The organism is uncultured Aliivibrio sp. (assembly GCF_946479765.1).
Classification (GTDB): domain Bacteria; phylum Pseudomonadota; class Gammaproteobacteria; order Enterobacterales; family Vibrionaceae; genus Aliivibrio.
In genome coordinates this window covers 1-22,531 of record NZ_CAMLHO010000024.1, presented here as the reverse complement: position 1 = coordinate 22,531, position 22,531 = coordinate 1, and the positions used below count along the sequence as shown (strand labels likewise).

Annotated in this window: 14 protein-coding genes; 6 read left to right on the top strand and 8 right to left on the bottom strand. The window is 38.9% G+C overall.

Features of this window, described 5'->3' with window-relative positions:
* Nucleotides 1-222: 222 nt before the first annotated feature.
* Nucleotides 223-1,332 carry a maltose/maltodextrin ABC transporter ATP-binding protein MalK gene (gene malK / locus Q1K78_RS10555; protein ID WP_300177979.1) on the top strand — a complete coding sequence of 370 codons (1,110 nt, stop codon included), beginning with the start codon at nt 223-225 and terminating at the stop codon, nt 1,330-1,332.
* Between the two features lie 72 nt (nt 1,333-1,404).
* Nucleotides 1,405-3,360, top strand: coding sequence for a glycogen debranching protein GlgX (gene glgX, locus Q1K78_RS10550; protein ID WP_300177976.1), 1,956 nt, complete (start codon nt 1,405-1,407; stop codon nt 3,358-3,360).
* A 75-nt stretch (nt 3,361-3,435) separates the two neighbouring features.
* On the opposite strand, the gene Q1K78_RS10545 is transcribed toward glgX, so the two are convergent.
* Nucleotides 3,436-4,377 carry a chemotaxis protein CheV gene (locus Q1K78_RS10545; protein ID WP_300177972.1) on the bottom strand — a complete coding sequence of 314 codons (942 nt, stop codon included), beginning with the start codon at nt 4,375-4,377 and terminating at the stop codon, nt 3,436-3,438.
* Between the two features lie 194 nt (nt 4,378-4,571).
* On the opposite strand from Q1K78_RS10545, the gene sstT reads away from it, so the two are divergent.
* Nucleotides 4,572-5,816 carry a serine/threonine transporter SstT gene (sstT, locus tag Q1K78_RS10540; protein WP_300177969.1) on the top strand — a complete coding sequence of 415 codons (1,245 nt, stop codon included), beginning with the start codon at nt 4,572-4,574 and terminating at the stop codon, nt 5,814-5,816.
* 111 nt (nt 5,817-5,927) lie between these two features.
* On the opposite strand, the gene Q1K78_RS10535 is transcribed toward sstT, so the two are convergent.
* The 3 genes from Q1K78_RS10535 to glgC form a co-directional block, all read right to left on the bottom strand.
* Nucleotides 5,928-6,590 (bottom strand): YoaK family protein, encoded by a 663-nt coding sequence (locus tag Q1K78_RS10535; protein ID WP_300177966.1) that lies wholly within the window; start codon nt 6,588-6,590, stop codon nt 5,928-5,930.
* 133 nt (nt 6,591-6,723) lie between these two features.
* On the bottom strand, nt 6,724-8,172 hold the full coding sequence (gene glgA / locus Q1K78_RS10530; RefSeq protein ID WP_300177963.1) for a glycogen synthase GlgA: 1,449 nt from the start codon (nt 8,170-8,172) through the stop codon (nt 6,724-6,726).
* A complete protein-coding gene (gene glgC / locus Q1K78_RS10525) occupies nt 8,162-9,379 on the bottom strand; it encodes a glucose-1-phosphate adenylyltransferase (protein WP_300177959.1) in 1,218 nt (405 codons plus the stop codon). Before glgC ends, glgA begins: the two co-directional genes overlap by 11 nt.
* 302 nt (nt 9,380-9,681) lie before the next feature.
* Here glgC and Q1K78_RS10520 point away from each other — a divergent pair, with 302 nt between their 5' ends.
* Nucleotides 9,682-10,329: a YdcF family protein gene (locus Q1K78_RS10520; protein WP_300177956.1), complete on the top strand. Its 648-nt coding sequence runs from the start codon at nt 9,682-9,684 to the stop codon at nt 10,327-10,329.
* Between the two features lie 65 nt (nt 10,330-10,394).
* On the opposite strand, the gene glgB is transcribed toward Q1K78_RS10520, so the two are convergent.
* From glgB to Q1K78_RS10505, 3 genes are read right to left on the bottom strand one after another with little or no spacing between them, the layout of a single operon-like run.
* The gene (gene glgB, locus Q1K78_RS10515; protein ID WP_300177953.1) at nt 10,395-12,542 is read right to left on the bottom strand and encodes a 1,4-alpha-glucan branching protein GlgB; all 2,148 of its coding nucleotides are present in this window, start codon (nt 12,540-12,542) and stop codon (nt 10,395-10,397) included.
* Between the two features lie 53 nt (nt 12,543-12,595).
* A complete protein-coding gene (malQ, locus tag Q1K78_RS10510; protein WP_300177949.1) occupies nt 12,596-14,773 on the bottom strand; it encodes a 4-alpha-glucanotransferase in 2,178 nt (725 codons plus the stop codon).
* A gap of 56 nt (nt 14,774-14,829) precedes the next feature.
* Nucleotides 14,830-17,283 (bottom strand): glycogen/starch/alpha-glucan phosphorylase, encoded by a 2,454-nt coding sequence (locus Q1K78_RS10505; protein WP_300177946.1) that lies wholly within the window; start codon nt 17,281-17,283, stop codon nt 14,830-14,832.
* A 395-nt stretch (nt 17,284-17,678) separates the two neighbouring features.
* Between Q1K78_RS10505 and malT the strand changes: the two genes are divergently transcribed.
* Together malT and Q1K78_RS10495 are read left to right on the top strand one after the other, a co-directional pair.
* Entirely contained in the window at nt 17,679-20,384 is a 2,706-nt protein-coding gene (malT, locus tag Q1K78_RS10500) for an HTH-type transcriptional regulator MalT (protein ID WP_300177943.1), read from the top strand.
* 138 nt (nt 20,385-20,522) lie between these two features.
* A complete protein-coding gene (locus Q1K78_RS10495; RefSeq protein WP_300177940.1) occupies nt 20,523-21,443 on the top strand; it encodes a DUF368 domain-containing protein in 921 nt (306 codons plus the stop codon).
* Nucleotides 21,444-21,527: 84 nt separating this feature from the next.
* Here the strand turns inward: Q1K78_RS10495 and focA are convergent, their stop codons facing one another.
* Complete coding sequence (gene focA / locus Q1K78_RS10490; protein WP_300177938.1) at nt 21,528-22,373, bottom strand: formate transporter FocA; 846 nt, start codon at nt 22,371-22,373, stop codon at nt 21,528-21,530.
* Nucleotides 22,374-22,531: the final 158 nt, after the last annotated feature.

Here is a 22,531-nt window from a genome sequence, read left to right as displayed (position 1 = left end):
AATCTCACAAAACAAACGCAATATGAGACCGGCTTCACATTGAAATTTAAAAAAACTTTGAACTCCATCCATATTTCCCAAAAATGTGACCTAAGTACTCCTCCCCCCTACTCCCCCAAAAAAAAGAGATAGGAGGAGGATGACGTAGCGCCACTTTTGCTTAAAAATGGCACCATAAAGCGAATAGCTAACATTATTTAAAATTAAATGAGGATAGACACAATGACGAGTGTCACTTTACGCAACGTTTGCAAATCCTACGGCGACGTTAAAATTTCGAAAAATATTGATTTGGACATTAATTCTGGTGAGTTTGTTGTTTTTGTTGGTCCATCAGGCTGTGGTAAATCAACCTTATTACGCTGTATTGCGGGTTTAGAAGATATTACTTCTGGCGACCTGTATATGGGTGACAAGCGTATGAATGACGTTGAACCATCTAAACGTGGTGTCGGCATGGTATTCCAATCTTACGCACTTTATCCACATTTGAACTTATTTGATAATATGTCTTTTGGTTTGAAATTAGCGAAAACAGATAAAAGTGAGATAAAAAAACGTGTTGACCATGCAGCAGACATTCTGCAATTAGGTCATTTATTAGAGCGTCAACCTAAAGCGCTTTCTGGTGGTCAACGTCAACGTGTTGCTATTGGCCGAACTCTGGTTTCTCAACCTGATGTATTCCTTCTGGATGAGCCATTATCTAACTTAGATGCAGCATTGCGTGTTCAAATGCGCATCGAAATTGCCAAACTGCATAAGAAATTAAACTGCACTATGATCTACGTGACACACGATCAGGTAGAAGCAATGACAATGGCTGAAAAAATTGTCGTGCTAGATGGCGGTTATGTTTCTCAAGTTGGCGCTCCATTAGAGCTTTATCACTACCCAAAAAATCGCTTTGTCGCGGGCTTCATTGGCTCACCGAAAATGAATTTTATTAGTGTATTTATTGAAGATGTTGAAAAAAATCAAGTAAAAGTACAATTCAAAGATGGCACCTCATTCTGGGTCCCTGTTGATGGAACAAACGTCACTCGTGGCGAAAGAATGTCTCTAGGTATTCGCCCAGAACATTTAGTATCTATCGAAAATGGAGATGCCGTTATTAAAGGAAACGTGTTAGTTGTTGAAAAATTGGGATATGAAACACAAATTTATTTAACAATTGAAGATGCTGATGCCGATATGATATACCGTGTACCTGATACCGCTTTAGTTGAAGCGGGTGATACTTTTTCTGTTGGTATTCCTGCACATCGCTGCCATTTATTCCATGATGATGGAAAAGCATGCCAAAGGCTCTATAAAGAAGCCGGCGCTTAACAGATATTTACTTATTATTAAAAAGCCCAACAATGCATTGGGCTTTTGTTGTATATTTGGTAGAGGAATATTGTGAACACACATCATGCTTTCCCGCACCCGCTCGGTGCAACCTTGACTAAGGGTGGATGTAACTTTTCTGTCCACCACACATCGTCATTCCCTGTCTCATTAATTATTTTTAATGCCGATGGCACACACAATGAGTTCCCATTTACTGAAGAATATGGCTCGATAAAATACACCTTCATTGAAAATATCACTGAGAATACAGTTTACGGTTTCAAAATCATTCAAAATAACGAAGCGCTTCTGCTTCTTGACCCTTATGCTAAAGCCTTAAAAAACACCCCACACTATCAAGTTCCTTATACAGCAGAACAAAGTTGGGCCCTAGCGCAATCTCTTGTCGTTGATGACACTTTTGATTGGCAAGAAACACCAAAACCAATGATCCCTCGATCAGAAACCATCCTATTAGAAACTCATGTAAAAGGATTTACGTTATTAAACCCAGAAGTTGATACTAAAGTAAGAGGCACCTACCTTGGTTTGGCTGATCCAGCCAACATCGCACACTTAAAGCACCAAGGTATTACAAGTGTTCAGCTGCTTCCTGTTGCCGCTTGCATGCATGAGCCTCATTTACTTGAAATGAATATGGTTAACTACTGGGGCTATAATCCAATTTCATTTATGGCACCCGATCCACGCTATGCCCGTAATGATGCTGTCACTGAATTAAAAACAGCAATCAGAGAGCTTCATAAAAACAATATTGAGGTGATCTTAGATGTCGTCTATAACCATACAGCTGAAGGCGGAGATGGTGGAGTTACCTTTAACTTAAAAGGCTTAGACCAAGACTATTATCTGCATCACCATGGCAAATATACCAACTATACAGGGTGTGGGAATACACTAGACATTACACATCAACCAAGCTTAAACCTTATTATGGACACACTAAGATATTGGGTTGAGCAATACCATATCGATGGTTTCCGATTTGATTTAGCCGCAACACTCGGTCGTGAATACGATAAATTTAACCCTAATAATGCGTTCTTTAAAGCCGTAGCTCAAGATCCGACGCTACAGAAAGTAAAACTAATTGCAGAACCGTGGGATATTGGCCCTAACGGTTATCAAGTAGGCCAGTTTCCTGATGGTTGGAATGAGTGTAGTGATAAATTCCGCGATACGACTAAAAGCTTTTGGCGTGGTGAGCAAAATTACTTAAAATCAATGGCAACTCGTTTAATGGGATCTCGAGATCTGGTTAGTGCCTCTCGTTGGCCTCATAAGCTGCCTGTCAATTATGTCAGTTACCATGATGGGTTTACGCTTCAAGATCTTGTTAGCTACAAAGAACGCCATAACCTTGCTAATGGTGAAGAAAACCGAGATGGGCATGGTGATAATCGATCTGATAACTATGGTGTTGAAGGTCCAACAGATAATCCAAGAGTCATTGCATTACGTGAAAAACAAAAACGCAATATGATGACTACATTATTGTTTAGTTTTGGTGTCCCTCATCTTTTAGCAGCTGATGCATGCTCACACACCCAACAGGGTAATAATAACGCTTACTGCCAAGACAGTGATATTAGCTGGATTGACTGGAATTTAGATGACACTGCCAAAGAGTTTAAAAACTGGTTGGCAGATATGATCCAAGCAAGACAAGAGCATATGGTTCCCGTTATTAATGCATTTAGTGGCACAAATAGAGCCAAGCAGAAAGTAGCTTGGTATACGCCTGAAGGCAATAATATGACTCATGCTGATTGGCACGGCGCTGAATCATTATGTCTTCATCTAAACATTTATGATGGTGAAAAGGAATTACTTATTTTAATAAACCAATCCAACGTACCCACGCGCTTTGAATTACCAAAGCCTAAAAAATACAGCCTATGGTCTTTAATTTGTAATACTCAATATTCCAAAATTAAAACAAAACAGGTTGTCTTTGATTACAGTTTATCCCCATTATCTATCGCTGTATTTAACGCCGAATAAAAGATAATGATGAAAAAACAACAATAAAAAAGGAGGCGATTAAGCCTCCTTTTTAATCTATTATCTTATAAGATCTTAAATAACTTGAGCTAATCGCTCCTGAACAACACCAACAATTAGATCCGGTTGAAACTTAGAAATAAATCGATCACACCCTACTTTTTCAACCATTGCATCATTAAAACTACCACTTAATGAGGTGTTTAGAGTAATAAATAAACCCTTCATTCTAGGGTCATTTCTGATCTCATGAGTAAGTCTATAACCATCCATCTCTGGCATTTCAGCATCGGTAATCATTAATAATATTTCATCATTAACCTCTTTACCGTCATCACACCATCCTTTTAAAAGGTCAAGAGCTTGGCGTCCATCACTCCGCTCAATAACTTCAAGGCCTAGTTGCTGTAATGTATTTCTTATTTGAGTGCGTGCCGTACTTGAATCATCAACAATAAGAACTTTTCGCCCATACATATGACGAACTAACTCTTGATCTAATACTCCTTCAGAAATTGAAATATCATACTCAATAATTTCTGCTAATACTTTTTCTACATCAATAATTTCAACAATACGCGTTACATTTGGCTCTACTTCAACTTGCGTAATTGCAGTTAAGAAGTTATGACGACCTACCGTTTTTGGCGGCGGCTGGATATCAGCCCATGTGGTATTAATAATGTTTTGTACTTGCCCAACAAGGAACCCTTGAGTCGTCCGATTATATTCAGTGATAATTAATGTTGCTTCTTCATCTTTTCCCATTGGCTTCATACCAATGGCACCACGTAAATCAATAACAGGAATGGATTCACCGCGTAAAATCGCAACTCCTGATATATGATAATGAGAACCAGGTAACTTGGTTAATTTGGGCACTTTCAAGATTTCTTTTACTTTAAATACATTAATCGCAAAAATTTGAGTGGTGTTAAGCTTAAAAAGCAACAATTCCAATCTATTTTCACCCACGAGTTGGGTGCGCTGATCAACACTATTTAACATTCCACTCATAAATATCACTCATTTAATTATCATTGCTGATGCTATCATCCGCAATTATTCTTGTAACACATTAATACTATACGTTATCGGCATTTTTCGAGAAGTCTTTAACAAGTTGGTGCAAAAAAATAGACAATAATGTTACTATCCTCGTATAAACATCAGATTAAGATGTATGTTGTACTAAATTAAAGGAATTTAAGATGCCGCAATCCCAACCCTTACTCGTTCGCATGATGAATACTAACATTGTTATACAAATTCTTATCGGTATAATCACTGGTGTCATTTTAGCAACTCTATCACCTGACTTAGCGAATTCTGCTGGTCTTTTTGGTGAGCTATTTGTTAGTGCATTAAAAGCCATTGCTCCTATTCTTGTTTTCATTCTAGTCGCATCTTCAATTGCAAATCAAAAACGTGGTCAAGATTCAAATATCAAACCAGTTGTGGTCTTATACTTAGTAGGTACTTTTTGTGCATCACTCACCGCTGTAGCGATGAGCTTTCTTTTCCCGACAACGCTAACTTTAGTTACAGATGCAGCAACCAATAGCGCACCAGAAGGTATAGCAGAAGTTCTTCACACGCTGCTATTTAAAATCATTGATAACCCAATCAATGCAATAATGACAGGTAACTTCATTGGAATTTTAGGCTGGGCAGTCGCACTCGGTTTAGGTTTACACTCTGCATCTGATGCAACAAAGAAAGTATTTATTGACCTTTCAAACTGTATTTCAGACATTGTAACTGTGGTTATTCGTTTCGCACCAATTGGTATTTTTGGTTTAGTTTCAAGTACCTTCGCAGATACAGGGTTTGACGCTCTTGCAAGTTACTCTCACCTATTAGCAGTGCTACTTGGCTCAATGGCCTTCATTGCTCTAGTCGTTAATCCTTTAATCGTCTTTATTCGTACCAAGCGCAACCCATACCCATTAGTTTTTTTATGCCTACGTGAAAGTGGCGTAACCGCATTCTTCACACGTAGTTCTGCTGCAAATATCCCAGTGAATATGGCATTATGTGAGCGTCTAAATCTGCACAAAGACACTTACTCTGTTTCTATCCCTCTAGGTGCGACTATCAACATGGCTGGCGCTGCTATTACTATCACCGTACTGACGCTTGCTGCCGTTCATACAGTTGGTGTAACGGTAGATTTACCAACCGCTCTACTGCTTAGCCTTGTTGCTGCTGTATCAGCATGTGGCGCTTCTGGTGTTGCTGGTGGTTCATTACTTCTTATTCCATTAGCATGTAGCTTATTTGGTATTCCAAACGAAGTGGCAATGCAAGTCGTTGCAATTGGTTTCATCATTGGTGTAGTACAAGATTCTGCAGAAACAGCACTAAACAGCTCAACGGATGTTATCTTTACTACTGCGGCATGCCGTAAAGTTGAAAATCCATACAAGCCACTGGTTCAAACATCAAATTCTTAAAACCTTCGAACCCGAAATAAGGATCACAGGTAATAAGCAGAAACAAAAATGGTAGCTTAAACTAGCTGCCATTTTTATATCAAAATAATATTATTTTAAATGCGTTTTGTATTAATGATCATTATGTTGATATAAATAGATCGAATAAGAAAATGCCAATAACGCACATAATGTCGCTGGAATTGCTAAGGTATTAATACCTAACGATGGATAAAAGTATCCGCCGATAACCCCGCCAAATACAAATCCAAACGCGATAAATAAATACAGTGCTAAACGCCGATGATGAATCGGCTCTCCTTTTAGCTTCATACCAAGCATGATACCTAAATCTGTTAACACACCGGTTACGTGAGTCGTACGCACTACTGCCCCACTATAAGTTGTTACCAGTCCATTTTGCAAACCACACGCCGCAGATGCGAAATAATGCCCCCACTGACTGCCTTCTTTTAATACGATCATTGCTGAAAACAGCAGAAGACTCTCAATAATTAGAGCAAAATTATAGCGACGACCAAGCTTTAAAGCCGTACACCCTACAATGATGCTGCTTAAAGATGAACCTAAAATGAAACTAAATATAATAAAAAGTAAGTGCCATGTCTGCTCATTAAAACCAAGTAACTGTGTACCCAGTAAGGTTGCCGTACCCGAAAGGTGAGAGATCGACTGATGTTGAAAACCCAGTAAACCTACAGAGTTAGTGATCCCCGCTAAAAGAGCTAGAAAGAAAGTGCCGTATTCGACCCATTTAGGTAGTTTTGAAATCACGAGGCGATACCTAATCAGTAAAGAGCGTTATTCTATACCCTATCACAGAAATGTGAATGATCTATCGCAATGAAAAAAGGAAAGACAATATGCCTTTCCTATTATTACTTACTGATCATTTTTACATTTGAAGCTATGACAAGTACATATCTACGTATTTAAGCGCAGCATCATCCCAGCTGAAATTTTGCTGCATTGCATGTAATTGCACCCGCTTAATTTCATTCAAATCTTGGCTATAAAGCAATAAAGAACGCATCAAAACTAACAGCAGTTCGGTCGGTTCTGGTTTCTTAAAGCTAAAACCAGTCGCATTTTCTTTATCGCTGTCATAATCGATCACACTGTCTTTTAAACCACCCACTTCACGAACAATAGGTAACGTACCATAAGCCATACTATAAATTTGATTTAAACCACACGGTTCGAATTCTGATGGCATTAAGAAGAAGTCTGAAGCGGCTTCAACCCAATGGGCTAATTTATTACTATAAGCTTCAACAAAAGCGAATTTATCACTGTTTCTTGCTGCAATTTCTGCAAGATGATTAGCAAGAACAGGATCACCCGTACCAACGATCACAACTTGAAGATCATTTTTCAAAAATTGCTCAATAATTGGCAGTAAGTATTGAATACCTTTTTGATTAGTCAGACGACAAACCATACCATAAACAGCAACGTCTTTTGTAGGTAACGCAACTTCTTGTTGAAGCGCCGTTTTACACGCTTTCTTACCTCGAACCATGCTAATTCGGTTGGCTTTAAATTGTTTAGGAATAAAAGAGTCTACCGTTGGGCTCCACTCTCCATAATCACAACCATTTAAAATACCGAACAAATCAGATTCACGCTGTAGAAAATCAGCCGACATGCCATGAGAACCAAGCTCAGTCAGTAACTCTTTAGCATAAGTAGGGCTGACTGCATTGATTTTATCTGCACACTGAACACCTGCTCTAAGCATGCTTATGTGAGAATGGCTAACCGCCGCTTCTGGCACATAATGAGACTTAAATTCAGATAAACAAGCAATGTCATCATAAGGGAAGATACCTTTAAATACCGCATTATGAACAGATAACACACTGCGTGTTTGCGAAAAGAAAACATCATTGTTATAACGTTTTTTCAGCAAATACGGCACTAAACCAGTATGCCAATCATTTGCATGAATAATATCAGGCTTAACATTAAGCTTAGGCAACATATCAAGACATGCCGCACTAAAAAAAGCAAAGCGTTCGCCATTATCCGCGTAGGCTTGATTATTTTCAGCGTACATTTCTGCACGTTCAAAATACTCAGCGCATTCAACACCAAACACCGATACACCGTCCACTTCTAACGCTCTTACTTGATAAGGCGTATGTGGCCAGTGCTCTAACGTTGTTTTCAATAGAATCTCCGCGTCATCACGACCGGGGATTGTCTTATAAGCAGGCATCGCTATAGTAACATGATGGCCTAGCTTTTTAAGCGATTTAGGCAAAGCTTTGGCTACATCTGCCAAGCCTCCACTTTTGATCAATCCTTCGACCTCAGATGCTACAAATAAAATTGAAAGCGTCTTAGTAACCAATTCTCTCTCCTTTAGGGATAACCACTATACCCTCGTCTGAAACATGATATTTTTTCTTATCTTCTTGAAGATTAACACCAATTTCAGTTCCTGGGGCAATATCTACGCCTTTATCAATGATAACTCGGCGTAAAACACAGCCTTTACCGATTTTTACATCACCTAAAAGAATACTTTCACTAATATCACACGCTGAAGCAATATTACTGCGAAAGCCTAATACTGATTTTTCAATGCGAGAACCACGAACATAACTACCGCCACACACTAAGCTGTCGATAATTTGCACTCGACCATTATCAGAATCACTGAATGTTGCAGGTGGAAGTGGTGGGTAATACGTGTGTAAAGGCCACTTTCGGTTGTACAAAGAGAATGGAGCGTCTTTCTTTAAAAGATCCATGTGCGCTTCCCAGTACGATTCGATCGTACCTACATCACGCCAATAAACCTCTTCTTTTTCGCCAGTAATATGATTCGTGCTGAAATCATAAACATACACATTACCTTCTGGAAACATCTTAGGAATGATGTCTTTACCAAAATCGTGTGATGAGGCTTCATCTTTAGCATCTAATTCCAATTCTTTGCATAAGCTTTCAGATTCAAAGATATAATTACCCATTGAAACTAACGCAATGCCTGGCTGGCCTGGAATGCATTTTGGATTCGCTGGTTTTTCTTCAAAACCAATCATTTTTCCGTGTTCGTCTACTTCAATAACACCAAAGCCTGTTGCATCTTTAGCTGGCATACGCAGAGCTGAAACCGTTAGAGAAGCCTCTTGTTTCTTATGGAAATCGAGCATTTGTCGAATATCCATCTTATAAATATGATCAGAACCAAAGATACATACATGCTCAGGTTCTGATGCTTCAATAAAGCTGATGTTTTGATAAATCGCATCGGCAGTACCTTCGTACCAACGTTTACCCGTACGCATTTGCGCAGGTACAGGGTCAATAAAGCGATCGGTAATTCCGTTTACATTCCAACCTTTTTTCATATGTTGGAATAATGATTGCGACTTAAACTGAGTCAATACATAAATACGCATTAAATCTGCATTTACAAAATTGTTTAAAGCAAAATCGATTAAACGATAACTGCCACCAAACGGTACCGCAGGTTTTGTACGTGACTCTGTTAACGGACGAAGACGTGAGCCTTCACCTCCAGCCAAAATCATTCCTAATACACCAGCCATTTTCTCTCCAACTTTATTATAATTAAAATAGTAATTATTAAAACATTACTTAATATCTGTTTATTTTGGGATTAAGTTAACACATTTGAATTACAAAACTGTGAGGTATGTAACTTCAATTTATTTACAAAAAAGATTCAATCAATAATGTGCATCAGCTCAATCTTTACCACTTATTGGTTAACCACACCTTAACATAAAACACACAAAACCAAAATACAGTATGGAAAACCAAATACATTATTTGCATATTCGACAAGCGATATGTAATCATCAAATAACTTATTAAGTGTGAGGTTTTTATGTCATCTTCTCTTTTTCAGCAATTACAACTTGTCTGGGATTACCACCTACTTAAACAGCCTATAAAAAAAAGTGATGCTATTTTTGTCTTATGCAGCTATGACTTACGCGTTGCTGAGCATGCTGCACAACTGTATTTAGATGGGTATGCTCCACTATTAATATTCTCAGGAGCTCAGGGCCGTGCAACAGAAGGGCTATTTACCTTAAGTGAAGCTGAAACCTTTGCGAATGTAGCCAAAGACATGGGTGTCCCCTCTTCAGCCATTCTTGTTGAAACAAAAGCAACTAATACAGGAGAAAATATATTTTTTACTCAAGCATTATTAAAAGAAAAAAACATTAAGCTTAAGTCTCTTCTTCTAGTACAAAAACCCTATATGGAAAGACGATTATTCGCTACTTTTATAAAAAACTGGAATAATATAGAATTCTGTATTTCATCTCCTAATATTACTTTTATCAACTACCCAACAGAAGAGGTTACGTTTGATCATGTTGCGAGTATTATTCTAGGTGAGTTACATCGTTTGAAAGTATATCCCACATTAGGATATCAAGAAGCACAGCATATTCCTGATGATGTTTGGCAAGCCTTTGAAAATTTAACCAAGATTGGTTTTGATGAATATTTATTGTCAGAATAAACCGATTAATAAAAAACCCTGAATAACATGATTATTCAGGGTTTTTGTTGTTCACTAGTACATTATTACTTCAAGCGATAAAACATTGTCGATAACGGTGGTAATGTCATTGAGATAGACTGTGTTAAGCCTTGAGATTCAATAGCTTCCGTTGTCACTTCACTAACAACCTCATAATTACTTCCACCATAACAGTTAGCATCACTGTTTAGGATTAACTCATAGTTACCAGAAACTGGCATACCTAAACGGAAATTATCTCTTGGTGTTGGCGTAAAGTTACTAATAACTAGCACACGCTCGCCATTATCACCTAAACGCTCATGCGCTAATACACTCATTTCTGCTTCGTTTTGTAAGCGCCACTCAAATCCAGATAGACTACAATCATTTTGATACAAAGCAGGCTCAGAGGTATACATTTTATTCAAATCACGCACTAGAGATTGCATGCCTGAATGACGTTCAAATTGCGTTAAGAACCACTGTAGTTGACTATCGTGATCCCATTCTGCACTTTGAGCGATCTCAGCACCCATGAAGTTTAATTTTTTACCCGGTTGTCCATACATGTACCCCATGTACGCACGCATATTGGCTGTTTTCTGCCATTCGTCACCCGGCATTTTATCTAAAATAGATCCTTTGCCATACACCACTTCATCATGAGAAAGCGATAATACGTAGTTTTCACTGAATGCATACACCATTGGGAAAGTAATGGTGTCATGATGATAACGTCTGTGAATTGGGTCTTCTTGAATATAGCTAAGACTGTCGTGCATCCAGCCCATGTTCCATTTAAAACCAAAACCCAAACCGCCATCAAACGTTGGTGCAGAAACACCAGGGAATGCCGTTGATTCCTCAGCAATTGTCATTGCATTTGGATAATGAGAATACACTTCTTCATTCATCCATTTTAACAAGGCGATTGCGCCATGGTTATGGTTACCACCATCCCAGTTTGGGATCCATTCACCATCATCACGCGAATAATCGAGATAAAGCATTGACGCAACCGCATCAACACGTAAACCATCAATATGAAAATGTTCAAACCAATACAACGCATTTGATACTAGAAATTCACGTACATGCTGTTGGTCATAGTTATAAATAAAACTCTGCCAATCATTATGCCAACCACGACGAGGATCAGGATCATTAAACAGCGGTGTACCATCAAAGTTCGCTAAGCCGTGTGAATCTGATGGGAAGTGAGCAGGAACCCAATCCAGCACCACACCCAGACCCGCCAGGTGACACTGATCAACAAAATATTTGAAATCATCCGGTGTACCAAAACGACTTGTTGGCGAAAATAAACCGATTGGTTGATAACCCCAAGAGCCATAAAATGGATGTTCTGATACTGGCATTAATTCAAGGTGGGTATATCCCATCTCAACCATATATGGAATTAACTGCTCAGCCAATTCGATATACGTTAAGAAGTCACCTTGTTCATTTCGTTTCCAAGACCCTGCATGTAGCTCGTAAAATGACAACGCTTGTTTCTGTTTTTGCGTAACAGGGCGAGTTTGCCATTTAGTATCTTGCCACTGATATTCACTCTGGTCATAAACCACAGAAGCAAAAGAAGGATACTGCTCATTATGAGCACCAAATGGATCCATTTTATGAGGCAATGCATCTCCATTTGGCCCTTTTAATTCAAATTTATACTTAGTTCCAGTTACTTGTTCAGGAATAAATAACGCCCAAAGTCCATTATCAATACGTTGCATTAAGTGACGACGACCATCCCATTGATTGAAGTCACCAATTACACTGACAGCAGAAGCATTAGGAGCAAAAACAACATAGCGAACGCCATGAATCGCTTTACCATCTCGCTCTACCGTCATTAAATGCGCACCTAAATGGTTATACATTTCTTTTGGAGAATGAACTTGAGCATCACTTGGAGAGATATTATGGTATTGATAGGGATCATCAATGACTTGTTCGGTGCCATTCCAGTTAACCACAAGTTGATAATGTGTGCTTGTAAGATCAAGCGATTGATTTAGAACGAAGATGCCAGAACAAGAAGGTTCAGGAGTGAGAAGATAATCAGAATGAGATTCAAGACGAACGCTTACCGAAGTGGCTCTTGGAAGCCAAACACGCAGTGCCATGTCTTTAGATTGATATTGTGGACCTAAAAAAGAAAACGGATCTGAAAATGCAGCCCTTTCAAGCTGCATATAAATGTCCTTTTCTTTACGTTCAACAAGTAAGTTCAACGTAAATACTCCTATTATTTTCGGCTAGCTTGAGCACGAATGTCAGTTATGCGCTTAGTTAGTTCATTCACTTCTTGGCGATTAAAAATCTCATCCAAGGTAACTGATAACTTACGACGCCAGTTTGGATATTCATCAACAGTTCCCGGTATGTTAACTGGTTTATCCATTTCTAGCCAATCTTCAAGCTGTAAACTGAGAAGCGTGCTTGATCCTGCGGCTAAATGACACTGAAGTGCATCACTTAAATGTCTATCCATAGGAACATAAGACGCATCACGCCCTACTCCTTCAGGAAGGTAGCCATGGAAATCAACGCTATTTAAAATTTCTTGCTTTGATTCAGCACGAGTCAGAAATAATTCTTTCAACTGTTCAGGATCAGGGTAAAGGCCGATTTCTTCTCCCATTTTTAAGTCATCGCAATGCCAGAAACCGCGTAATGTAGGCATGTCATGCGTACACAATGCTGACATTGATTGCTCTTGATAATGCGTTGGAGAATAAAACCCACCATCTTTTGCTGTCTCGAAAAAGAATACCTTATAAGAGTGAATACCGGCATCCGCTAATAAATCGACTATCTCATCAGGCACAGTACCTAAATCTTCACCGATAACTGAACACTGATAGCGGTGGCTCTCTAAAGCAAGAATAGATAACATGTCTTTTACTGGGTAGTACATGTATGCGCCTTTCGTTGCATCTTCACCTTTAGGGATCCACCACAGACGTAATAAACCTAATACATGATCAATACGCAGCGCACCACATGCTTTCATGTTGGCACGAAGTAACTCAATGTAAGCATCATAAGCCGTTGCTTTTAATGCATGAGGATTTAGTGGTGGTAACCCCCAATTTTGCCCCAAAGGACCTAAAATATCAGGCGGAGCACCAATGCTTACATCCAAACATAAATTGCCATGGTCAGCCCATGTTTCTGAACCTGAATCCGCAACTCCTACCGCTAAATCACGGTATAGCCCAATATCCATACCTTTATTTTTAGCAAAATGCTGAACATCATTAATCTGTGTAAACGCTATCCATTGCAGGTACATGTACAAATCAACTTGATCACGGTTGTCTTTAATAAATTGCTGTACTTGTTTATTATCAAAATGTTGTAATTCACTTGGGAATACAGGCCAGCCCCAAATACTTTGGTCTTTGGTATAAAGTGAATGATGTAGCGCATCAAAAGCAGCTTGATGAAGTAGGCTTTCTCCACCGTCTTCAACAAATGCTAAGAATGCATCGGCACGCGCACTGTTTTTGTCAATATGACGCGCTTTAAATTCTTCAAAAAGGAAAGGTAATACACTCATTTTAAGTAACGACACTTCCGTGTAATTCACCCAATGAGATTGACGCGCTTCATTTAATCGTTGTTGGAATTCAGCGCCACCCACTAATTCTTGAGCTTGGTTACATAATGCAAATTCAGGCACTGAACATACATCAATATAAAGAATATTTAACCAACGACGCGACGATGGACTATATGGACTTGCGCCTTCAGGGTTTGCAGGAAACAGTGAGTGAATGGGATTTAAACCAACAAAATCACCACCACGGTTTGCAATATCGCCAACCAACTGTTTTAAGTCACCAAAATCACCAATACCCCAGTTATGAGATGTTCTTAGTGTATAAAGTTGAACGCTTGGCCCCCACAATTTTTTACCTTGATTGATCGCTTCTTGCTTGAAACACGCTTGAGGTGTCACGATCAATGTCATTACATAAGGCACTTTTCGACGCTTACGAATGATCTCAAGTTTGTGATAACCCCACCCTAAAGTAGGTAAAGAGAATAATAATGCCCCTCCATTCTCACGGTTGTCTTCAACGATTTGAGATTGTAAGTAACCTTCAATGATTTCTCCTTCTTCAGTAGTTACTTTCCAACTGAATTCGCTAATACGTGCACTCTTACCAACGCTCATTTCAACATGCAGAGGCTCATTATCTCTAATAACCTTAACCGATGCTAACATGTCTTTTTTCATCATTTTTTCAGATGATCTCAACAATGTTTGATCATTTTTAGTGTCATAACCTAAAGAAGCCAGTAGATACGTTAAGGTATCATCACTGACTTTTGCTTCATCGCCCCAAGCGCTTACGTAACTATTTGCTAGCCCAGCCTGCTCTGCGACTTTATGTAGTACATTATTATTTTTCATCGCTTATCTCCAAGGGCAGCATAATACTGCCCTCATTTATCTATTTCTAAATCAAATTAACGGGTTACTGCTTCTAGTTTCCAGATGTTATTTACATAATCACGGATACTACGGTCAGAACTGAATTTACCGACAAGAGCAGTGTTTAAAATAGCCATTTTCGCCCACTGTTTTTGGTCACGATATGCCGCATCAATATCATTTTGAGCACGAACATAATCAGCAAAATCAGCTAATACTAAATACGGATCACCACCGTAAAGTAAGTTGTCACGCGTTGCTGATAGTAGGCCAACTTTACCTGGGGTAAACTCATCACCAGCAAGAAGATCTAATGATGCTTGCAGTAATGAATCTGCTTCATAATATTTGTACGGGTTGTAACCAGATGCTTTAAGTGCTTCAACTTCATCTACATCAAGACCGAAGATAAAGATGTTTTCATCACCCACCTCTTCACGGATCTCAACGTTTGCTCCATCCATCGTGCCGACAGTCAATGCACCGTTTAGCGCCATTTTCATGTTGCCAGTACCAGATGCTTCTTTACCTGCGGTAGAAATTTGCTCAGACACATCAGCTGCAGGAATAATGATTTCAGCTATGCTTACACGGTAATCAGGAATAAAGACAACTTTTAAGAATTCAGACACGCGAGGGTCGTTATTTACTTTCTCTGCCACTTTATTGATAGCAAAGATGATCTCTTTTGCTAAGTGGTAACCGGGCGCTGCTTTTGCTGCAAAGAAGAACACACGCGGGTGCATATCAAAACCAGGTTCATTCAAAATACGGTGGTATAGAGACAGAATGTTTAGCAAATCTAAGTGCTGACGTTTGTACTCATGCAAACGCTTAATTTGAACATCAAAGATTGCATCAGTATTTAATTCAATACCCATGTTCTCTTGAACCCAACCAGCGAGACGTTGTTTATTTATCTTCTTAACTGCCATAAAGTCTTTCTGAAACTTAGTATCATCGGCAAATTGTGCAATATCACGCAGCTGATCTAAATCTGCTGGCCACTCGTTACCAATCTTAGATGAAATTAGGTTAGAAAGATCTGGGTTACAGAACTTCAACCAACGACGAGGAGTCACACCGTTCGTTACATTCGTCAGTTTACCCGGGAAGTATTCATTAAATTCAGGGAACAAATCACGCTTAACTAACTCTGAGTGAAGTGCTGCTACGCCATTTACTGCGTAAGAGGAAACCACACATAGGTTTGCCATACGCACCATACGGTGAGTGCCTTCTTCAATGATTGACAGTTTACGTAGCTTATCAACGTCACCAGGCCACTTCAGTTTAACGCCCTCTAAGAACAGGTAGTTAATATGGTAAATGATTTCCATATGGCGAGGAAGTAGTTGAGAAATTAACGACTCGCTCCACGTTTCCAATGCTTCTGGAAGTAGTGTGTGGTTAGTGTAAGCAAACGTCTTAGAACAAATTGCCCATGCTGCATCCCACGTTAATCCACGCTCATCAATTAGAATACGCATTAATTCAGGAATACCTATAGTTGGGTGCGTATCGTTTAATTGAATTGTTTCGTATTTTGGCAGATCTTCAATTTTATGACCCGCCGCATCATGACGACGTAAAATATCGGCAATTGAACATGCACAGTGAAAATACTGCTGCATTAGACGCAGTGTTTTACCTTTCTCATGATTATCATTAGGATACAAGACTTTCGTTACATTACCCGCATCAATCAGAGCGTGCTGCGCTTCAAAGTAATCGCCATTGTTAAAACTTGCTAGACTAAATGGTGCTTTTGCACGACATTCCCACAAACGCAACGGATAAACGGTGTCACTCTGGTAACCGACAATTGGTAGATCCCAAGGCATACCTTCTACTGACATACCAGGAATCCAACGACGCACTTCAACGCCATTTTCTTCAGATACTTCAACTTTACCGTAGAAGCCTACTTGTTGTGCGTAATCTGGACGAGCCACTTCCCACGGGTAACCTTCAACGCCACGCCATGCATCAGGCGCTTCTTGTTGACGACAATCATCAAATGATTGGCGGAACAAACCATACTCATAATGCAGGCCGTAACCAATTGCAGGGAATTCTTGTGCTGCTAGTGAATCCATGAAACAGGCAGCAAGACGACCAAGGCCACCATTACCTAGTGCAGGATCTCGTTCTTCTTCTAATAAGTCGGTTAGATTATGACCCAGCTCACCCATCGCATCAGTAATGTCTTCGTAAAGACCCATGCTAATTAGGTTGTTACCCGTTAAACGACCAATCAAAAACTCCAATGATAAGTAGTTTACGCTACGTGCGTTCTTAATTTTCTCATCATTTTCAGTATTAACAAGATCAAACGTCGTCAGTTCAGCTAGGGCTTTACCCATTGCTAAATACCATACTTTGGATGTTGCTGTTTTCTCATCAGCACCAAACGTTGTCACTAAATGCTGTTTTACAGAAGCCTGAAAAGCCGCTTTGTCAAAATTTTTGATGTTATTCGTTTTCATCTTGTATCTCTCACGAAGGTTCATAATCAACTGTGAGTAATCCTGCCTGTTTCATCTAGGGGTCGCATCCTCCTCCTTAGGGGGAGGAGAATAAAAAGAGATAAGGCGTAGCAAAAAGGAGTAAATATAGTGTGACAATACTCAAGTTTTGTAGGCTTACAGAGAAGTTAGACGTGACGATAAACACACTTTTACAGCATAAAACACAAAATGATAACAAGGTCACATTTTTAAACATTAAAGAAATTACATTCAACACCGTAATGGAAGCTCTTGATTTATAAATTAAATCACAACTAAAAAGCAACTTAGATCACATTTACAGGGCGTAGATGATACATTTCTTCTCATTATTAAGGATAATCTTCTTAGTATTTTTAAGAAGAACAATAATTATGTTAATACCATCGAAGCTACACTTTCCTCGACGCTTGCATAACGCCATCATCAGACAACGAGTACTAGATACCCTTGCTGATGCGAGACACTACAAGCTTGTTTTATTTCGTTCTCCCGCAGGCTACGGTAAAACGACAATGGCTGCTCAGTGGCTATCAAATAAAGAAGCTACCGGCTGGTATAGCCTAGATGAGGCTGATAATGATGAGTTCAAATTTGCAAAGTACTTTGTTCAAACTATTAGTAATGCAACTCATCTAGAGCTACCTCACTCCAAAGCATTGACTGAAAAACGTCAATTTGCCTCTTTATCTAGCTTATTCTCTCAAGTATTTACTGAGCTAATCCCCTTTCAAGAAGATGCCTATTTCGTACTAGATGATTATCACTTAATCACTGATGAAGCGATTCATCTTGGGTTGAAGTTTTTCCTCAAACATTTACCAGACAATTTAACGCTTGTTATTACCAGTCGCTCGCAGCCACCACTCAATACCGCAAATTTACGAGTTCGAGATTTACTGATTGAAATTGATAACCAAAGTTTAGCCTTTGATCAATCCGAAACTTCTCTTTTCTTTAATCAACGTCTTAATGATGACATTGACCAAGAATCAATAACCAACGTACGAGAGCACGTTGAAGGTTGGCCATCAGCATTGCAACTGATCGCTCTACACAGCATCCAAAACAACCAACCATTAAGTAATTCAGCTCAAGTGATGGCTCAGCTTAATCATACACATTTATGGGATTATCTTGCTGAAGAGGTATTTGACCATTTAGATAAAGAGACGCAAGAATTTCTAATGCGCTGTGCCGTTTTCGAACGCTTTAGTACTCAACTTCTTGCCGATGTGACTGAACGGAATGATGCTCAACTATTAATTGAAAACTTAAATCGCTTTGGCTTATTTATCAACAGTGATGGCGATAATGGAGATTGGTATAAATTCCACAATTTATTTGCTGAATTTTTGACTCATCAGCGCCAAAATCACCTTGCTCATGAAGAAACTGAATTACAGAAAAGAGCCGCACAGGCATGGCTAGCACAAAAAAATATCTACCAAGCACTTCGTCATGCAAAAATTGCTAAAGATGATCGTTTAGTAGCAACAATATTAACTCAATATGGTTGGCACCTATTTAATAATGGTGAATTAATTTTACTCGAATCCACCATTAAACAGCTAGATCCCGAGGTATTATTCACCTCTCCAGGATTGGTAATTATTCGTGCGTGGCTTGCACAAAGCCAGCATAACTACTTACAAGTCGATGACCTATTATCAGAAGGTCAACGAGAAATGTCAGCTCGAAATATCAAACTAGACAGACATATGCAGGGTGAACTTGATGCCCTTCGTGCTCAAGTCGCCATTAATAAAAATGAACCAGAAGCGGCTCTCTCTTTTGCAGAAAAAGCGCTTGAAGAACTTGAAACCAATAAATACCGTAGCCGTATCGTCGCTACTTCTGTTATTGGTGAATATCATCATGTTTCAGGTAACCTTGCCCAAGCATTGGCTCTGATGCAACAGACTGAAAAAATGGCCATGACATATGGTATTTATCATCAGGCATTATGGGCTATCTTACAACAAAGTGAGATACTAATGGCGCAAGGCTTTATGCAAGCAGCCTTTGATCTACAAGATAACGGCTTTAAACTAATTAAAGATCAAGATCTCAGTCAACTGCCATTACATGAATTTTTACTGCGTGCGCGGGCACAAATCTATTGGTTCTGGTTCCGATTTGATGAAGCAGAGCAATACACTTGGAAAGGCTTAGACGTACTCTCTCCTTTTGATGAGACAAAACATTTACGTGGCTATTCTATGTTGGCTCGCTTAGCCGTTGCTCGTGGCGAACTAGATAAAGCAGAGCGCTATTTAGAAAAGTGTCAGCAACTCTTAAGCCAAGCGGATTACCACATTGATTGGAAAGCAAACGCCTCTTCCGCTCAGCTCTTTTATTGGCAAGCCAAAGGGAATACAGAAGCGATTAGTTATTGGTTAACTCAAACAGAAAAACCTGAGACTCGTTGTAATCACTTTACTCAACTGCAATGGCGCAATATAGCAAGAGCATACTTTCATTTAGGTGATCTTGAAACGGCAATCAGTACCCTACAAACCTCACAAGCGATTGCTCAGCAGCATAAATTGATCACAGATATTAATCGTAATGCAATAATGGAATCCGTTTTACTTTATGAAAATAAGCAAATTAATGAGTCAATCGAAGCCATGCATCTTGCTATAAAGCAATCGAATCAAACAGGTATTATTGGTAGCTTTTTAATGGCGGGTAAAGACATTTTAAAACCCTTAGCCAAATTACAGCAAAAAGGAAATATTACTGAACTTGAGAAACACCGAATTGAGCAACTGCAAAAAGCATTATCAAATAATGAACGCTCTCGCTCTGCACATTTTGATGAAACCTTTATTGAAAAAGTGATTAATAATCCAGAAGTTCCAGAGTTGATCCGCACCAGTCCTCTTACTCATAGGGAATGGCAAGTATTAGGGTTAATTTATTCAGGCTTTAGTAATGAACAAATTGCAGCGGAGTTTGATGTTGCGCCTACAACAATAAAAACACATATTCGTAATTTGTATCAAAAACTTAACTTACCAAATCGTAAAGCCGCCATTGCAATGGCTGAAGAACTCGTCAGTATGATGAAGTAACGCTTATACGTAATAAATAGACCATTTCATTAATGGCATTGGTATAATCGTTTTTACGACATTTATTACACTAGACTTATGTATAATCATAAAACATTTATGTATTGTGCATAAGTTTTTCATCTATATAGAGCTAAAATGAACTATTTAACAACCTTCTTTAAAGGAATGGCAATGGGAGCAGCGGATGTTGTTCCTGGTGTATCTGGTGGTACAATTGCCTTTATTACTGGTATTTATGACACGCTTTTAGAAAGCATTCGCCGCATTAACCCTTCTATCTTCGGATTATGGAAACGTGAAGGCTTTAAAGCAGCATTTGCCCATATTAATGGCTTTTTTCTTATCTCTCTTTTCGGTGGGATCCTAACTAGTATTTTGACCTTAGCAAAACTCATCACTTGGATGCTACACACTCACCCAATTCCACTGTGGTCATTCTTCTTTGGCTTAATCATCATCTCAATTATTCATATTGCTAAACAAATTGAACGATGGTCAATTGACCGTATTGTTATGCTGTTAGCTGGGGCGGCGTTTGCTTATAGCATTACCGTACTAAACCCAATGACAATGACACCATCAACATTCACGTACATCTTAGCGGGATCGATTGCGATTTGTGCCATGATTTTACCGGGAATTTCAGGTAGTTTTATTCTGTTACTTCTCGGTATGTATAGTCCAGTGCTTGATGCTGTAAAATCACTTGATTTAAGCACTATGGGCTTATTTGCTTCAGGCTGTTTAATTGGCTTATTAAGCTTTTCACATGTTTTATCTTTCTTACTAAGAAAATACCGTGATATTACCTTAATCTTTTTAACCGGTTTAATGGCTGGTACGTTAGGTAAAATATGGCCTTGGAAAGAAGTGATTGAGTGGCGAACCAACTCAAAAGGCGAGCAAGTGCCTCTAATTGAACACAACCTTTCGCCATTTAATTATGAACAAGTAACACAACAGCCGGCATTAATTGGTTTTGCTGTTGCTGGTGTTCTTCTAGGCATTGGCTTAGTAGTTGGTTTAGAAATGTACGCAAAGAAAAACGAAAAATAAACTGAACTCTAGATATGAAAAAGGAGCGCTTTATGCGCTCCTTTTCTTTATATCAATCGACATAAATCGTATCAACACATTAACTTAATGATTTGGCTCACGAAGATAAATAATCCAATAACCCATACCAACGAAAATACCACCACCGATGATATTACCAATCGTCACTGGAATAAGGTTATTAATCACAAAATTACGTAATGTTAAATCAGCAAAATCCAACGCAGTATAGCCACTCATCGTCCAGAATTCTGGTGACGCGAATGTTTTAATACCAACAGCCATTGGAATTTGGAACATATTAGCAATACAGTGCTCAAAACCCGCAGATACAAACATCGCAACAGGTAAAATCATGACTAAAATTTTGTCAGTCAGCGTACGACCAGAAAAGGTCATCCATACACCCACACACACTAATACATTACACATAAGGCCTAATGCAACCGCCTGCCAAAAACCATGATGCAGTTTATGTTGTGCAATTTTCATTGTATTAATGCCAACCTCACCACCATCGCTCATGTATTGTTTTGCAACTAACATGATACCAACTAACAGCATTGCACCGATAAAGTTACCAACATAAACAACAGCCCAGTTAGCACATAAGCTTTTCCAGCTGATTTTACCGCTTGCGCGAGCAACTAGCGTTAAGACCGAACTGGTAAATAATTCACCACCAGTAACTACCACTAAAATAAGACCAAGACTAAAGGCTAAACCACCAATAAAGCGAGTCATCCCCCAAGGCATACCTTCAGCACCAGTGGTTACCGTAGTATAAAAGATAAAAGCAATACCAATGTGTATACCAGCAGTAATTGCTAATAAAAATGATTTGAATGGATCTTTGGTTGCTTTTGCTACGCCAACTTCAGCAGCGCGTTCAGCCATTTGTGGTGGTAATAAAGAGTCAAACTGGTTCATATTAGAAATATTTTGATACAAGTAAAAAGGAAAGCGGATAATCCTCCTATTTTGTACGGAATACAAGCGAGTTTCTGACTTGCAAGCATTAAAAATGAGAAAGTTGACCACTATCAAAAAAAACACAAAATGAGATCTAGTTCACACTCAATAAGTAA

What these genes read in the sequence shown, in the direction of transcription:
- Q1K78_RS10545 (WP_300177972.1), bottom strand. Translation starts at nt 4,377, where the DNA reads ATGAGTGGAATGTTAAATAGTGTTGATCAGCGCACCCAACTCGTGGGT.
- Q1K78_RS10505 (WP_300177946.1), bottom strand. Translation starts at nt 17,283, where the DNA reads ATGAAAACGAATAACATCAAAAATTTTGACAAAGCGGCTTTTCAGGCT.
- Q1K78_RS10520 (WP_300177956.1), top strand. Translation starts at nt 9,682, where the DNA reads ATGTCATCTTCTCTTTTTCAGCAATTACAACTTGTCTGGGATTACCAC.
- malT (WP_300177943.1), top strand. Translation starts at nt 17,679, where the DNA reads ATGTTAATACCATCGAAGCTACACTTTCCTCGACGCTTGCATAACGCC.
- malQ (WP_300177949.1), bottom strand. Translation starts at nt 14,773, where the DNA reads ATGAAAAATAATAATGTACTACATAAAGTCGCAGAGCAGGCTGGGCTA.
- Q1K78_RS10495 (WP_300177940.1), top strand. Translation starts at nt 20,523, where the DNA reads ATGAACTATTTAACAACCTTCTTTAAAGGAATGGCAATGGGAGCAGCG.
- focA (WP_300177938.1), bottom strand. Translation starts at nt 22,373, where the DNA reads ATGAACCAGTTTGACTCTTTATTACCACCACAAATGGCTGAACGCGCT.
- glgB (WP_300177953.1), bottom strand. Translation starts at nt 12,542, where the DNA reads ATGCAGCTTGAAAGGGCTGCATTTTCAGATCCGTTTTCTTTTTTAGGT.
- sstT (WP_300177969.1), top strand. Translation starts at nt 4,572, where the DNA reads ATGCCGCAATCCCAACCCTTACTCGTTCGCATGATGAATACTAACATT.
- malK (WP_300177979.1), top strand. Translation starts at nt 223, where the DNA reads ATGACGAGTGTCACTTTACGCAACGTTTGCAAATCCTACGGCGACGTT.
- glgC (WP_300177959.1), bottom strand. Translation starts at nt 9,379, where the DNA reads ATGGCTGGTGTATTAGGAATGATTTTGGCTGGAGGTGAAGGCTCACGT.